This is a genomic window from Streptomyces sp. NBC_01217, assembly GCF_035994185.1.
Taxonomy (GTDB): Bacteria; Actinomycetota; Actinomycetes; order Streptomycetales; family Streptomycetaceae; genus Streptomyces.
This window is the reverse complement of sequence record NZ_CP108538.1, coordinates 8,488,313-8,502,138: the sequence shown is the minus strand read 5'-3', so window position 1 is coordinate 8,502,138 and position 13,826 is coordinate 8,488,313. Positions and strand designations below refer to the sequence as shown.

At 70.6% G+C, this 13,826-nt stretch carries 18 protein-coding genes; 9 read left to right on the top strand and 9 right to left on the bottom strand.

Going from position 1 to position 13,826, the window contains the following annotated elements:
* Positions 1–120: 120 nt before the first annotated feature.
* The gene (locus OG507_RS37935) at positions 121–1,101 is read right to left on the bottom strand and encodes an SCO0930 family lipoprotein (protein WP_327371634.1); all 981 of its coding nucleotides are present in this window, start codon (positions 1,099–1,101) and stop codon (positions 121–123) included.
* A gap of 561 nt (positions 1,102–1,662) precedes the next feature.
* Between OG507_RS37935 and OG507_RS37930 the strand changes: the two genes are divergently transcribed.
* From OG507_RS37930 to OG507_RS37900, 7 genes are all read left to right on the top strand, one after another.
* Positions 1,663–1,794 (top strand): hypothetical protein, encoded by a 132-nt coding sequence (locus tag OG507_RS37930; RefSeq protein WP_327371633.1) that lies wholly within the window; start codon positions 1,663–1,665, stop codon positions 1,792–1,794.
* A 15-nt stretch (positions 1,795–1,809) separates the two neighbouring features.
* Positions 1,810–2,577 (top strand): bestrophin-like domain, encoded by a 768-nt coding sequence (locus OG507_RS37925; protein ID WP_327371632.1) that lies wholly within the window; start codon positions 1,810–1,812, stop codon positions 2,575–2,577.
* A gap of 175 nt (positions 2,578–2,752) precedes the next feature.
* On the top strand, positions 2,753–3,283 hold the full coding sequence (locus tag OG507_RS37920; protein WP_327371631.1) for a hypothetical protein: 531 nt from the start codon (positions 2,753–2,755) through the stop codon (positions 3,281–3,283).
* A gap of 159 nt (positions 3,284–3,442) precedes the next feature.
* The gene (locus tag OG507_RS37915) at positions 3,443–3,673 is read left to right on the top strand and encodes a hypothetical protein (protein ID WP_327371630.1); all 231 of its coding nucleotides are present in this window, start codon (positions 3,443–3,445) and stop codon (positions 3,671–3,673) included.
* A 10-nt stretch (positions 3,674–3,683) separates the two neighbouring features.
* Positions 3,684–4,145 (top strand): universal stress protein, encoded by a 462-nt coding sequence (locus OG507_RS37910; RefSeq protein WP_327371629.1) that lies wholly within the window; start codon positions 3,684–3,686, stop codon positions 4,143–4,145.
* 41 nt (positions 4,146–4,186) lie between these two features.
* The gene (locus OG507_RS37905) at positions 4,187–5,623 is read left to right on the top strand and encodes an amino acid permease (RefSeq protein WP_327371628.1); all 1,437 of its coding nucleotides are present in this window, start codon (positions 4,187–4,189) and stop codon (positions 5,621–5,623) included.
* Positions 5,624–5,804: 181 nt separating this feature from the next.
* Positions 5,805–6,374 (top strand): sigma-70 family RNA polymerase sigma factor, encoded by a 570-nt coding sequence (locus OG507_RS37900; protein ID WP_327371627.1) that lies wholly within the window; start codon positions 5,805–5,807, stop codon positions 6,372–6,374.
* On the opposite strand, the gene OG507_RS37895 is transcribed toward OG507_RS37900, so the two are convergent.
* The gene (locus tag OG507_RS37895; protein ID WP_327371626.1) at positions 6,308–6,505 is read right to left on the bottom strand and encodes a zf-HC2 domain-containing protein; all 198 of its coding nucleotides are present in this window, start codon (positions 6,503–6,505) and stop codon (positions 6,308–6,310) included. The genes OG507_RS37900 and OG507_RS37895 overlap by 67 nt on opposite strands.
* 125 nt (positions 6,506–6,630) lie before the next feature.
* On the opposite strand from OG507_RS37895, the gene OG507_RS37890 reads away from it, so the two are divergent.
* A complete protein-coding gene (locus OG507_RS37890; RefSeq protein WP_327371625.1) occupies positions 6,631–7,149 on the top strand; it encodes a hypothetical protein in 519 nt (172 codons plus the stop codon).
* Between the two features lie 19 nt (positions 7,150–7,168).
* Here the strand turns inward: OG507_RS37890 and OG507_RS37885 are convergent, their stop codons facing one another.
* The 4 genes from OG507_RS37885 to OG507_RS37870 form a co-directional block, all read right to left on the bottom strand.
* Positions 7,169–8,359, bottom strand: coding sequence for a sensor histidine kinase (locus OG507_RS37885; protein WP_327371624.1), 1,191 nt, complete (start codon positions 8,357–8,359; stop codon positions 7,169–7,171).
* On the bottom strand, positions 8,356–9,837 hold the full coding sequence (locus tag OG507_RS37880) for a sodium/solute symporter (RefSeq protein ID WP_327371623.1): 1,482 nt from the start codon (positions 9,835–9,837) through the stop codon (positions 8,356–8,358). Before OG507_RS37880 ends, OG507_RS37885 begins: the two co-directional genes overlap by 4 nt.
* Positions 9,834–10,196: a hypothetical protein gene (locus OG507_RS37875; RefSeq protein ID WP_327371622.1), complete on the bottom strand. Its 363-nt coding sequence runs from the start codon at positions 10,194–10,196 to the stop codon at positions 9,834–9,836. The genes OG507_RS37880 and OG507_RS37875 overlap by 4 nt, the downstream gene beginning before the upstream one ends.
* Before the next feature lie 64 nt (positions 10,197–10,260).
* Complete coding sequence (locus tag OG507_RS37870; RefSeq protein WP_327371621.1) at positions 10,261–11,013, bottom strand: LytR/AlgR family response regulator transcription factor; 753 nt, start codon at positions 11,011–11,013, stop codon at positions 10,261–10,263.
* Between the two features lie 102 nt (positions 11,014–11,115).
* Here OG507_RS37870 and OG507_RS37865 point away from each other — a divergent pair, with 102 nt between their 5' ends.
* A complete protein-coding gene (locus OG507_RS37865; protein ID WP_327371620.1) occupies positions 11,116–11,754 on the top strand; it encodes a zf-HC2 domain-containing protein in 639 nt (212 codons plus the stop codon).
* Between the two features lie 6 nt (positions 11,755–11,760).
* On the opposite strand, the gene OG507_RS37860 is transcribed toward OG507_RS37865, so the two are convergent.
* From OG507_RS37860 to OG507_RS37850, 3 genes are read right to left on the bottom strand one after another with little or no spacing between them, the layout of a single operon-like run.
* Complete coding sequence (locus OG507_RS37860) at positions 11,761–12,621, bottom strand: Fpg/Nei family DNA glycosylase (RefSeq protein WP_327371619.1); 861 nt, start codon at positions 12,619–12,621, stop codon at positions 11,761–11,763.
* Between the two features lie 36 nt (positions 12,622–12,657).
* Positions 12,658–13,512 (bottom strand): amidohydrolase family protein, encoded by an 855-nt coding sequence (locus tag OG507_RS37855; protein ID WP_327371618.1) that lies wholly within the window; start codon positions 13,510–13,512, stop codon positions 12,658–12,660.
* A 1-nt stretch (position 13,513) separates the two neighbouring features.
* Positions 13,514–13,825, bottom strand: a complete 312-nt coding sequence (locus OG507_RS37850) for an L-rhamnose mutarotase (protein WP_327371617.1) — start codon at positions 13,823–13,825, stop codon at positions 13,514–13,516.
* Position 13,826: the final 1 nt, after the last annotated feature.

Here is a 13,826-nt window from a genome sequence, read left to right as displayed (position 1 = left end):
ATTAGCCGTCCGTTATTGGTCACACACCAGTGACATGTGCAACCGGCCCGTCGCTGCGTGTGACATTCTCGCTGCGTGTCACATTCGGCGACGGACCGGCTCCGGAGAAGTGCTGCCGGGCTACTTGGGAGCGCCGACCAGTTTGGCGTCGGGCGACACCGCGTACCATGTCCCGCCGACACCCTGCCCGTTGGTGTCTCCGGGCTTCACATCACCGGAGAAGGTATAGATCGGCCAGCAGTCGATGGCTTGTTGCTTGATTCCGTCGGGCCGATTGAAAGTGACGAAACCCTTGGTCGTCACGCCTTCGACATCTTTCTTTGCCAATGGGGCAACGACCGGCCACTTCGAGAGGCAGGCGCCCGTGCAGGCCGACTTCATCGGCCATGCGACGTCCTTCTTGAACCGATAGACCGTCATGCCTCGCTTGTCCACGACGATCTCTCCGAGTTTCGGGTCCTTTCGGACCGAAAGTCCCGCGAGTTCGGCCGGTTCGGCTCCGGCCGGGCCGTCGGCGTTCACCGCGGCCTTCTTGCCGTCCGGCGCGGACGCGAACCAGGTGCCGCCCACGCCCTGCCCATTGGCGTCGCCGGGCGCGGTGTCCTTGGCATAGCGGTACATCGGCCAGCCCGCGACGGTGAGTTGCTGGGTGCCGTCGGAGCGGGCGACCTTGCCGATCAGCGAGGGATCGACACCGGGCGCCGCCGTGACATTGCCCGCGGGCACCACCGGCCAGATCTTGGCGCAGTCCCCCTCGCAATTCGACTTGGGCGGACTCGCGGTGTCCTTGTCGAAACGGTAGAGCGTGAATCCCTCACTGTCCGTGAGGACTTTGCCGAGCTTCTTGCTGTCCCACACCGCGAGTCGGCCGGCCTGCTTACCGGTGGCGCTCCCCTCGGCGCCGTCGGAACCGTAGCCGCTGTCGGAGCCGTAACCGCTGTCCGATCCGTAGCCGTTCCCCGCCCCCTGTCCGGCCGGGCTGGCGTTGCCCACGTTCTGCCCGGCCGGGCTCTCGGTTCCCTTCTCCTGACCGCACGCCGTCGTCAGCGCCAACAGGGCCGCCGCCGTCACTGCGAGCGAGGCGTTCCGCCAGGTGCTCATGTCAACTCCCGTTCATATGAGGCCAGTTGGGATGCGTCTTCGCGTCATCCACGGCCCTAGGTACGGGTGGCGGCCCCCACTTTGTTCAATGCGTTCTCAGAATTTCCCCGGACCGCAAACCCCCGGCGCCCCATGTACCCACCATCAGGGGAATCCGGTCCGTCCCCGGCGTGCCCCGCGGCCGGCGGGAACATGATCTCCGTCGTGTATGGATCACTCATAGGACGGCTCACGGCAGCCGTCGCACTTCTCTGGCTGCTGAGCGCCCCTGCGCCCGCGGTGGCGGACAACTGCGGGTACGCCTCCATCGGGGAGGACGGCGGGAGTTCGGCGGTCGCCACGTCGGGCGACGGTCACTGCCAGGCGGGCCCGGCGCCCAAACCGACGCCACCACCCGCACCGCCACCACCTCCACCCCCTCCACCACCTCCACCCCCTCCGCCACCACCTCCGCCGCCCCCCGCACCTCCGCGACCGGAACCGGAGCCCGTGCCACCGCCCCCTTCGCCCTCGCCTTCCCCCTCACCCTCCGTACGTCTGTCACCTCCCGCGCCCCGGCCCGTGGCGTTCCCCGCCTACCGCAAGCCGCCGCGCAAGGTCCACGAGCGCCGCACCTCCCTGGTCACCCTCACCCTGCTGATCACAGCCCCTGCGGTGTTCGCCGTCGCCGTGCTGCGCCCCCGCTCCCGATGACCTACGGAGGAACCCATGTCGGAATGGCTTGTTCTCACCCTCGCGATGGTCGCGGCGAGCGCCGTCGTCCTGACCATCGCCGTGCTCAACAACCGCCGGATCGGCGACGACGACGACCCGTCCGAGACTCCCGACGTCATCGAATACATGACGATGATGATCGGTGTCGTCTACGCGATCGTGCTGGGCCTCGCCATCGCGGGCGTCTGGGAGGGCCGCAGCGCCGCCCAGGAGTACGTACGCCAGGAGGCCCAGGCACTGCACGAGGTGAGCGCCCGGTCCGCCGTCTATCCGGCGGACGTGCGTAGGCGCATCCGCGCCGATGTCGACGCCTACGTGCGCCATGTCGTCCACGACGAGTGGCGGTCGATGACCGAGCACGGCGCCCTCACCGACGAGGGGGCCAGGCTCCTCGGCAAGGTGCGCACCGATGTCACCGACTACCGGCCGAGGAACGATCACGAGGGGCAGGCGTATCAGCCACTGGTCGACCAGGTCGCCGCGGCGGACGACGCACGCAGCGCACGCGGCGGGAGTGCCGGTGCGACCATGCCGGGCGTGGTCTGGTTCGGCCTGATCACCGGGGCACTGGTGACCGTCGGACTGATCTTCACGCTGCAGATCCGCAGAACCTTCCGCGAACTGCTGCTGGCCGGCCTCTTCAGCGTCCTGATCGCCTTTCTGCTTTTCCTGATCTGGGACTTCGACTCGCCCTTCGGCCGCGGTATCTCGGCCACCGCGGCGCCGTTCCTCGACCTGTTCCCCGGCGCGACGGGCGGATAGCGGTCCGGCTCCGTACACGCGGTGCGCCGCTCGGGGGAATCCGGTGCCCCGGGCGGCGCACTCCGATCGCGAGCGAAATACGCGACTTCTAGCGTTTGGGGCATCGAGGTGCATTTCTGACGCACTGTGGAAATCGGTTCCGCAACTGCTCCTCGGGGACTCGGAGGATTCACCCATGCGCGCAATAGGTGCCGCACCCGTCGCCCTGCTCGGCGCCGCCGCTCTCGCCCTGACCGCCCCGGCTGCGACCGCGTACGCCGAGACGTCGGGAGGCGCGTCCTCCGCGACCGGATACACCGTCACTCCGTCGGTGATCGCGCCGGGGAGCCAGGTCACCCTGGCCGCCCGGGGGTGCTCCACAACCGCCACAGCCGGCTCCGGAGTGTTCGACACGGTCACCATTCCCAGAGGCGAGGCCGTCGCGGCCACGGTCGACTGGGACGCGAAACCTGGTGCCGCCTACGAGGTGACGTTCATCTGCAATGCCCCGCCCGGCTCCACGGCGAAGGCCGCTCTCACGGTCGGCGCACCCTCCGGCGCACCCACCGGTACCCCGGGCCCGCCCGCCGGTGTACTGAGCGGAGCCGAGGGCGGAGACGACCGGATGAACGCCGCGGAGATCGCCGCCGGAACGGCGCTGGCGGTGGTCACAGCCACCGGCACCATCTATGTCGTACGTGAGCGCAGGCAGAGCCGCCCGCACTGAACGCAGGGCAGTGCGGCCCGATACGCCGGTCGCCCCGAGTCCCGTGACAGGGCTCGGGGCGACCGGCGTATCGGGCGGGTGCCACCCGTTCGCCCTTCCCCGATCGCCGCACGGCTCCCCCGCGCCTAGCGTTCCAGGCGTCGCGACAAAGGGAGAATCATGGGCCGGGAAAGCTGGCACGTCGAACGGACCGGGCGCTCGCCCTGGGGCGCCCTCGCCCTGGTGGTGCTCATCTGCCTGGCACTGGCGAAGAACGGAGCGGACTTCTCCCTGGGCCCGCCGCAGCTGGTCACCACCACGTCGGTCGCCTTCACCGGTGCCGCGGCAACCGACGGCTCCCTCCGGGACCCTGCCGCAGCCCGGGCGGAGGGCGGCACCGGGAGCGGATAGCCTCACTGCCGTGACAGACCAACAGCCCCACCGGTTCGAACGTGGCACAGACGGCCCGAAAGTGATCGTCGCAGGCCTCGACGGCTCCGATTCCTCCATGCATGCCGCCGCGTACGCGGCCGGACTCGCCCGTCGTCAGGGGGCCGTGCTCGCCCTCGTCTATGTCCAGCCCGTGCTGCCCGCGGGAGCCGCGCTCGGTGCACCGGTCGCCGACGCGACCGGAGAGGTCGCACAGGGGCTGGTGAACGAGATCCGCGAGTGGACGGAGCGGATGAAGGACATATGGAATGTGCGCTGGGAGTTCCACACCTTCCACGGTGATCCCTACAACGGACTCGTGACGGCGGCGCAGGAGCTGAAGGCCGATGCCGTCGTGGTGGGTGCGTCGGAGTCGGCCGGGCACCGGTTCATCGGTTCGGTGGCGGTCCGGCTGGTGAAGGCGGGCCGCTGGCCCGTCACCGTGGTTCCGTGATCAGCGCCCGTCGGGGACAGCCGTCAGCGGAGAGGTGACTCATGGCAGGGCTGCGAGTGGGCGAGGGCGTACTGCGCCGCAAGCCGATCGAGCAGATCGACGGGACGGGCCCGACGGGGGACGTCACCACCCAGCTGACCAGAACGCTCGGGTTGTGGCAGCTCACGGCGATCGGCGTGGGCGGCATCATCGGGGCCGGAATCTTCACCCTCGCCGGCACGGTGGCCAACGGCACCGCCGGGCCCGCGGTCCTCGTCTCCTTCCTGATCGCGGGTGTGGCGAGCGCGGCGGCCGCGTTCAGCTACGCGGAGTTCGCGGGCCTGATCCCGAAGGCCGGCTCCGCCTACACCTACGGGTACGCGGTGCTCGGCGAGCTGGTGGGCTGGTTCATCGGCTGGGACCTGCTGCTGGAGTACACGGCGATCGTGGCCGTGGTCGCGATCGGCATCTCCGGCTACTTCAGCTTTCTGCTCGGCGAGACGGGGCTCGAACTGCCGAAGTGGATGCTGGGCGCGCCCGGTACCGGAGCGGGCCACCGGGTGGACCTGTTCGCCGCGTTGCTCTGTCTGCTCGTGGCGTATCTGCTGACCCTGGGCATCAGGAACGCGGCCCGCTTCGAGACGGTCGTAGTGGCCTTGAAGGTCCTGGTCGTCCTGCTGGTCATCGGCGTCGGCGTGTTCCACATCGACACCGCCAACTACGCCCCCTTCTTCCCGTTCGGGGTCAGCGGCGCCTTCACCGGTGCGGCCACGGTGTTCTTCGCTGTGTTCGGGTACGACGCCATGTCGACGGCCGCCGAGGAGTCCAAGGACGCCCAGCGGCACATGCCGAAGGCGATCCTGTACTCCCTCGCGATCTCCATGGTGCTCTATGTGGCGGCGTGTCTGGTGCTGACGGGGATGCAGAGCTACAAGGACATCGACCCGGAGTCCGGATTCTCCACGGCCTTCAAGTCGGTGGGGCTCACCAGGCTCGCCGATGTGATCGCGGTGGGCGCGATCATCGGCATCCTCACGGTGATGTTCACCTTCATGCTCGGCGTGACCCGGGTGTGGTTCTCCATGAGCCGCGACGGGCTGCTGCCGAAGTGGTTCGCCAGGACCCACCCGACCCGGCACGTGCCGACCCGGGTGACCTGGATCGTCGGCGCGGCGTCCGCCGTGATCGCCGGATTCCTGCCGATCGGCGAGGCCGCCGAGCTGACGAACATCGGCATTCTGCTGGCGTTCGTCGTGGTGTGCATCGCGGTGATCGTGCTGCGTTACAAGCGGCCCGGGCTGCCGCGTACGTTCCGTACCCCCGGCATGCCGTTCGTGCCCGCCCTGGGGGTGGTGTTCTCGGTCTGGCTGATCACCTTCCTGCAGTGGCAGACGTGGCTGCGGTTCGTGGTGTGGTTCCTGGTCGGTCTGGTGATCTACTTCGGCTACTCGTACCGGAATTCGGAGATGGCAAAGGCACCGAAGGCGGACGGAGGCTGATCCGGCGCCCGTACGCACACTCCGCCGACCGCCGCCCGACCGTTCACCGCACCATTCGCCGCACTGTGCGACCGCTCGTCGCACGGAACCGCTCGTCGCCTGTTCCTCCGCGCGCCAATGCGTTCGTATACGCCAGTCGGCAGCGAAGCCGCAGGGGCCACCACGGGGAAGGGCGTTCACGATGACCACCACGACGACCGATGAGCGGGCCCTCGCGGACCTCCAGCGGGAGCACGGCCCCGCCCTGTTCCACTTCCTGCTCGGGCTCACCTTCGGCGACCGGCAGCGGGCTGAGGATCTGCTCCAGGAGACGCTGGTGCGGGCCTGGCAGCACCCGGAGGCCTTCGATGCCCCGTACGAGTCGATGCGGCCCTGGCTCTTCACCGTCGCGCGGCGCCTCGCGATCGATGCGCGCCGCTCCAGGCAGGCCCGGCCGGCCGAGGTCAGTGACGTCGTGCTGCAGGCCGCCCCGGGTGAGGGGGACACCGCCGATTCCACGGTCTCGGCCCTCGACGTACGCGATGCGGTACGCACCCTCAGCCCGGAACACCGCGCGGTCCTCGTCCAGATATATTTCCGCGGGCTGAGCGTGGGCGAGACGGCGCAGGCGCTCGGCATTCCGGCGGGCACGGTCAAGTCCCGGTCCTACTACGCGCTGCGTCAGCTCTCCCGTAACCTTCCGGGCTACTCCAGCAGGTCCTCCTCGCTGAGCAGGGCGAGCAGCGACACGGCCTCCGCGACCTCCACGTAGTCGGCGGCGCAGTGGTCGCAGTACTGCAGATGGCGGCAGACCGCGCGGGTCTCGCCGGCCGTGAGCGCGTCGAGAACATAGGCGCCGAGCAACTGCCGCACGTGCGGGCCCTCCCCGGGATCGGCGGTCATCGCATCCTCGTGTCGTGGACGGACCCGGTCGTGACGGATCCTGTCCTTCTGGCCACGCGGGGCGCGCTCCCCCGGTTCAATGCTCCGTGAAGCCCGGTGCCGAGAAGAGAAAGAGGCGAGTCGGGATGTGCCCGGAACGTCAGGATGGAACCAGTGGGGGCGGGCTGCTGGTCCCGATGGCCTGGATGTACGCCGAGTACATCGCCGACGATCTGCTGCGGACCGGCGATCTGATGGAGCCGTCCACGCTGGAGTACCGCGCGGGGCGGGACGCGCTCGCGCTCACCGTCTTCCTCTCCGACGGCGGGGTGCCCGATGCCCTGCCCGCGGCCCGGATGGACGAGCTGCGGCTGCTGACGGCGTACGGGGCGGCCTGGCGCTGCTGGGTCTGTGACCGGCTCGACGCGCTGGACGCGGCCCCGGGGCCCGGGGCGGGCGGCGCGGACCCCGATCTGGCGCTGGCCCGGACGGCCTGGCGGTGGCTGGAGGAGACCGAGCTGCTCGCGGCCGACCTCGATGCGATCGGCCCGCCGCCCTGGGAACCGGTCGGTGACGAGGCCGACGCGGAGGAGCCGGCCCAGGTGTGGACACCCGCCTGGCAGCTCGGCCTGCCGCTGGGACATCTGGCGATCCACCTCCACTGATCGTGACCCCGTCCGGTGGTCAGGAACCATGCACCCCCGCACGGTACTTCGGCAGCCGTACGGTGATCTTCATCCCGGCGCCGACGCCCGTTTCGATGACGAGTCCGTAGTCGTCCCCGTACACCTGGCGCAGCCGTTCGTCGACGTTCAGCAGCCCGATTCCGGTGGAGTGGCCGCCCTCGCCGCGCAGGATGTGACGCAGGTGTTCGGGGTCCATTCCGGTGCCGTCGTCCTCGATGACGACCTCGGCCTCGGAGCCTGCGTCGAGTGCGCTGATGGTGATGCGACTGCGCGAGACGGCTCCTTCGAGGCCGTGCTTGACGGCGTTTTCGACCAAGGGCTGGAGGCAGAGGAACGGCAGGGAGACGGGCAGCACTTCGGGGGCGACCTGGAGGGTGACCGCGAGCCGTTCGCCGAAGCGGGCGCGTACGAGTGCCAGGTACTGGTCGATGGAGTGGAGTTCGTCGGCAAGGGTGGTGAAGTCGCCGTGGCTGCGGAACGAGTAGCGGGTGAAGTCGGCGAATTCCAGGAGGAGTTCGCGGGCCTGCTCGGGGTCGGTGCGGACGAACGAGGCGATGGCGGCCAGTGAGTTGAAGATGAAGTGCGGGGATATCTGGGCGCGCAGGGCCCTGATCTCGGCCTCGATGAGCTGGGTGCGGGAGCGGTCGAGTTCGGCGAGTTCCAGCTGTACGCAGACCCAGCGGGCCACCTCTCCGGCCGCTCTGGCCAGCACCGCGGATTCGCGCGGGGCGTAGGCGATGAGGGTGCCCAGGACCCGGTGGTCGACGGTGAGGGGCACGGCGACGGCCCAGCGCAGCGTGCAGTCGAGGTCGTCGCAGTCGCTGCGGAAGGCGGTGTCGCGGCCGCTGGCGAGGAGGCCCCGCACCTGCTCCATCACGTGCCGGCCGTGGTGTTCGCCCTCGCCGTCCCAGACGAGCACCCGGTCGCGGTCGGTGAGGCAGAGGGCGTCGGTGCCGAGCAGGGAGCGGAGCCTGCGGGCGGATTTGCGGGCGCTCTCCTCGGTGAGTCCGGCGCGCAGCGCGGGAGCGGCCAGCGAGGCGGTGTGCAGGGTCTCGAAGGTGGCGTGCTCGACGGGGGTTCCGACGTCGCTGGGACGGACGGGGCGCGCGGTGCGGCGGCCGAGCAGGAAGCCCGCGCCGAGCAGCAGGAGGACGAGCAGGACGAGTACGGCGTATCCGGCCCCGGTCATCGGTGTCTCCCCGAGATCAGTGCTTCCGGCAGGTGGAAGCGGGTCATGGCGGCGTTCGTGCCGGGGGGTATGCGGCCGGGCGTGGCGAGGGACACCAGGCCCATGGCGAGGAAGCCGACGGGCACCGACCAGACGGCGGGCCAGGCGAGCAGGGCGTGCGGCCAGCCGGGCGGGCGTACCGCGCCGCTGACGGTGATGGCGACGGACAGGAACGCGGAGCCGCCGCCGAGCAGCAGCCCGGCGATCGCGCCGGGCGGGGTGAGGCGCCGCCACCAGATGCCGAGGACCAGCAGCGGGCAGAAGGAGGACGCGGAGACGGAGAAGGCCATCCCTACCGAGTCGGCCACCGGCACCCGGCTGACCATCAGCGACCCGGCCAGCGGCACACACATCGCAAGGACGGTGGCCAGCCGGAAATGGCGTACCCCGCGCGAGGGCAGGACGTCCTGGGTGATGACTCCGGCGACGGCCATGGTGAGGCCGGAGGCGGTCGACAGGAACGCGGCGAAGGCGCCGCCGGCGATGAGCGCGCCGAGCAGATCCCCGCCGAGTCCGCCGATGACCCGGTCCGGCAGCAGCAGTACGGCGGCGTCCGCGTCCCCGCCGTGGATCAGCTCGGGGGCGTACAGCCTGCCCAGTGCGCCGTAGACCGGCGGCAGCAGATAGAACACGCCGATCAGTGCGAGGACGGCGACCGTCGTGCGGCGGGCGTCGCGGCCGTTGGGGCTGGTGTAGAAGCGGACGACGACATGCGGAAGGCCCATGGTGCCGAGGAAGGTCGCGACGATCAGCCCGTAGGTGGCGTACAGCGGATGGTCCGCTCGGAACACGGAGAGCTGCTCGTCGAAGGCGACGCGGGGCCGTCCGTCGCCCTGCCAGGCGAGCACCAGGAAGATCGCGGGGACGAGGAGCGCGGTCAGTTTCAGCCAGTACTGGAAGACCTGCACGAAGGTGATGGAGCGCATGCCGCCCGCGGCGACGGCGATGACGACGACGGACGCCACGAGCACATCACCGAGCCAGCCGGGGGCCCCGGTCAGGATCTTCAGCGTCAGTCCCGCGCCCTGGAGCTGCGGTACGAGATAGAGCCAGCCCGCGGCGACGACGAAGACGCTCACCAGCCTGCGCACCTGCCGCGATTCGAGCCGGCCCTCGGCGAAGTCGGGCAGGGTGTACGCCCCCGAGCGGCGCAGCGGCGCGGCGACGAAGACCAGCAGCACGAGATAGCCCGCGGTGTATCCGACCGGATACCAGAGCATGTCCGGGCCGTGCACGAGCACCAGACCGGCGATGCCGAGGAAGGACGCGGCGGAGAGGTATTCGCCGCTGATCGCGGCGGCGTTGAGCCGGGGGCGTACCGTGCGCGAGGCGACGTAGAAGTCGGAGGTGGTACGGGATATGCGCAGCCCGAAACCGCCGACGAGGACGGTCGCGACCACGACGACGGCGACGGCCGCCACCGCGTACGTGCGGCTCACTGTGCGGGGCGGCCTTCCACGAGCCGGGCGAAGTCGCGTTCGTTGCGCTCGGCCCGTCGCACGTACCACCATGCGGTCAGGGTCAGCGGCGGATAGGCGGCGAACCCGAGGACGGCCCAGACGAGCGCGGCGCTGTGCAGGGCTTCGAAGACCAGCGGCAGCGTGCCGACGATCACGGCGAGGGTGAGGAACACGGTGAGTCCGGCGCGCAGCTGGCTGCGCATCAGCGAGCGGACGTACGCGCCGCCCAGTGCGGTCTGTTCGTCGATCTCCGACTGGGTGCGGTAGCGCGGCAGCGGGCGCACCCGCCGGGGCTCCCCCGTCACCACTTCACGCCGGGGTGTTGGCTCTGCGGACATGGGCCCGGAGTGTACGCAGCACCGGTCCCCCGTGGGAAGGGGTCCGTGTGCGGGTAGGCGCTGGTCAGCGGCCGGTCTGGCGCATCAGCAGATCGCGCAGCGCGCGGGTGTGGCGGCGGCTCACGGCGAGTTCCGCGGTGCCGATGCGGACGCTCATGCTGCCCGCGTCGAGGCGGAGCTCGTCGATCCGGCCCAGCGCGACGAGATGGCGGCGGTGGATGCGTACGAAGCCGCGGGAGCGCCAGCGCTCCTCCAGGGTGGTGAGGGGTACGCGGACGAGGTGGCTGCCGTGGTCGGTGTACAGCCGGGCGTAGTCGCCCTGGGCCTCTGCGTAGGCGATGTCGTCGATCGGGATGAACCGGACCACTCCGCCCAATTCCACCGGTATCTGGTCGTTGGCTGCGTCGAGTACGGGTGCGGAGCGGTCGCCGACCTGTTCGGCGACGCGGCGGACCGCTTCGGCGAGGCGTTCGCGGCGTACCGGTTTGAGGACGTAGTCGACGGCCTTGAGGTCGAAGGCGTGGACGGCGAAGCCCTCGTGTGCGGTGACGAAGACGATGAGCGGGGGTGCGGCGAATCCGGCCAGCAGCTGGGCGACGTCGAGGCCGGTGAGGCCCGCCATGTGGATGTCGAGGAAGACGACGTCGATGGCGCAGGGGTCGTCGGGGCCGGCGTCGACGGCGCTGCCGATGCGGCGCAGCGCCTCGGTGGCCCCGGTGGCGCCCTCGGCGCTGCGGATTCGGGGGTCGGCGCGCAGGAGGTAGAGGAGTTCCTCCAGGGCGGGTTGTTCGTCGTCGACGGCGAGTACGCGCAGCATGGGGCGGAGTTTAGACGCCGCCCCCCATTTGCCGGTCGGTCTCAGGTGCTTCCGAGGGATGGTGGGCTGAGTGATTCAGCGGTTCTTTCCGTACCCGACGGCATGCGCACCCTGGAACCTCATCGCTATGTCGGCGCCCATGCACTGGGTGTACTGGGCGCCGCGGATTCCTTCCGATTCGAGGAGCATCTGGCGGACTGTGCCCGGTGCCGGGACATGGCGGCGGAGTTCGCCGGGGTGGCCGCCGTGCTGGGGCGGTACGCCCGGCTGACACCGCCGGGGGTCGGTCCGGTGGAGCGGGCGGGTCCGGAGCTGCTGGGGCGTGTGGTGGGCGTGGCGGTTGCCCGGCGGCGCCGGAGCCGGGGGCGGCGGATCGTGCTGGTGGCGGCCGCGGTGGTTCTCGCGGTGACCGGGGCGCTGACGGTGCCCGGCGGGGCGGGGGCGCAGCGGTGGGAGGGAGCGGACCGGGCCTCGGGGGCTGCGGCCGTGGTGACGACCGGGGCGCGCGACTGGGGCACGGAGGTCGGCCTCGATGTGGCCCGGGTGCCGGTGGCGGGGGTGTGCGCACTGGTCGCGGTGGGGCGGGACGGGAGCGAGGAGACGGTGGCCACCTGGTCGGTGCACGGTCCGGGGCCGGAGCACGTGGTGGTACGGGGCGGGGCCGCGCTGCGGCCGGAGTCCATCGATCACTTCGAGGTGCGGACGGCGGGCGGGCGGCGGCTGCTGCGGATCACTCGGTGACCGGGGCTACTTGAGCAGTCTGGACATTCGGCGGTCGGCCAGTGGTTTGCCACCGGTCTGGCAGATCGGGCAGTACTGGAGCGAGGAGTCGCTGAAGGACACCTCGCGGATGGTGTCCCCGCAGACGGGGCACGCCTCGCCGGTGCGTCCGTGGACGCGCATCCCGCTCTTCTTCTCGGCCTTGAGCTTTCCGGCCTCCAGTCCGCTGGAGCGGGCGACCGCGTCGCGGAGCGTGGTGCGCAGCGCGGTGTGCAGCCGGGTGATCTCCTCGTCGGTGAGGCTCGCGGTGAGCTTGTACGGCGACATCTTCGCGACGTGCAGGATCTCGTCGCTGTAGGCGTTGCCGATCCCGGCGATCAGGGACTGGTCGCGCAGGGCGCCCTTGATCCGGCGGCGTTCCCCGGCGAGCAGCGCGGCGAACGCCGCACGGTCGAAGGAGTCGTCGAGCGGGTCGGGGCCGAGGCGGGCGATGCCCGGCACTTCGGCCGGGTCGTGCACCAGATATACGGAGAGGCGTTTGGTGGTGCCCGCCTCGGTGAGGTCGAAGCCGTCGCCGCCGGTGAGTACGGTACGCAGCGCCAGGGGCCCCTTGCCGGGGCGCGGCGGTGCGGCGGGGAAGCCGCCCTTCCAGCGCAGCCAGCCGGCCCGGGCGAGATGGGTGATCAGGTGCAGCGGTCCGACGCCGATGTCCAGGAACTTGCCGTGCCGGGCGATGCCCGTGACCGTGCCACCGTGCAGGGCGCTCAGGGGTGGGTCGTACGTCTTGAGGACGCTGACGGTGAGCGGCAGGACGCGGTCGATCTCCCTGCCGACCAGATGGTCGTCGAGGAAGACCCGCAGGGCTTCTGCTTCCGGCAATTCGGGCATGGTTCCAGACTGCCAAAGCCGTCGGCCCGATGCCTGTCAGAGGCCGTAGACGCGCTCGGCCGTGGTGGCGAACACACGGCGGCGCTCGTCCTCGGTGAGGGATTGGGTCAGGGTGTGTGCCACGTCGACGACCTCCCTATACGTCGCCGCGAGCCGGCACACCGGCCAGTCCGAGCCGAACATCAGCCGGCCGGGGCCGAAGGCGTCCAGGGCGGTGTCGGCGTACGGGCGCAGATCGTTCACGCTCCAGGATTGTGTATCGGCCTCGGTGACCAGGCCGGAGAGCTTGCAGACGGTGTTGGGGCGGGCGGCGAGGGCCCGCAGGTCGTCGGCCCAGGGGTGCAGCCGGCCGGTGGCGACGGGCGGCTTGCCGGCGTGGTCGAGTACGAAGGTCAGCTCGGGCAGCAGGGCCGCGGCCTCGACGGTGGCGGGCAGCTGAGGGGCCTGGACGACGAGGTCGTAGACGAGTCCCGCGTCGGCGACGGCACGCAGTCCGCGCCGGACGTCGGGGCGCAGCAGCCACGCGGGGTCGGGTTCGCCCTGGACCTGGTGGCGGATGCCGACGAGCCGGTCGCCGCCGGGGAGTTCCCGCAGCGCGGCAAGGGTGTCGGCGATGTCCGGCGCCGTGAGATCGCACCAGCCGACGACGCCCGCGACGAGCTCGTTGTCATGGGCGAGGGCCAGGAACTCGGGGGTTTCCCCGGGGACGGTGACGGTCTGGACGAGGACGGTGGCGTACACCCCGGCGGCGCGTGCCTCCGGCTCCAGGTCGGCGAGGGTGAACGTGCGCCGGAGCGGGGCGAGTTCATCGCCGGTGATCCAGTCCTGGTCGCGCACGGAGAGATCCCACACATGGTGGTGGGCGTCGACGATCCGTTCCCGGCCGGTCATGTCACAGCTCCCAGGCGACCGGGAGACCGGCTTCGCCGCCGCCGGGCGAGTAGTCGTGTGCGGCGTCGAGGAGCTCGGCCATCCTGGCCTGCCAGGCGACGTTGACGGGGAGCTTCTCCAGCTCGGCGAGGAGTGCGGCGTAGTCCGCGCAGTCGATGACGTGGAAGAGATCGGTGCCGCTGCGCCAGATCGTCCAGGAGGTGGCTCCCGCCGCGCGGATCGCGGCGGTGAGCGCGGCGGGGACTTCGCGGTGCGCGGCCTCGTACTCCTCGATGCGGTCGGCACGGACCTTGGTGTGCAGGGCGATCCTCATG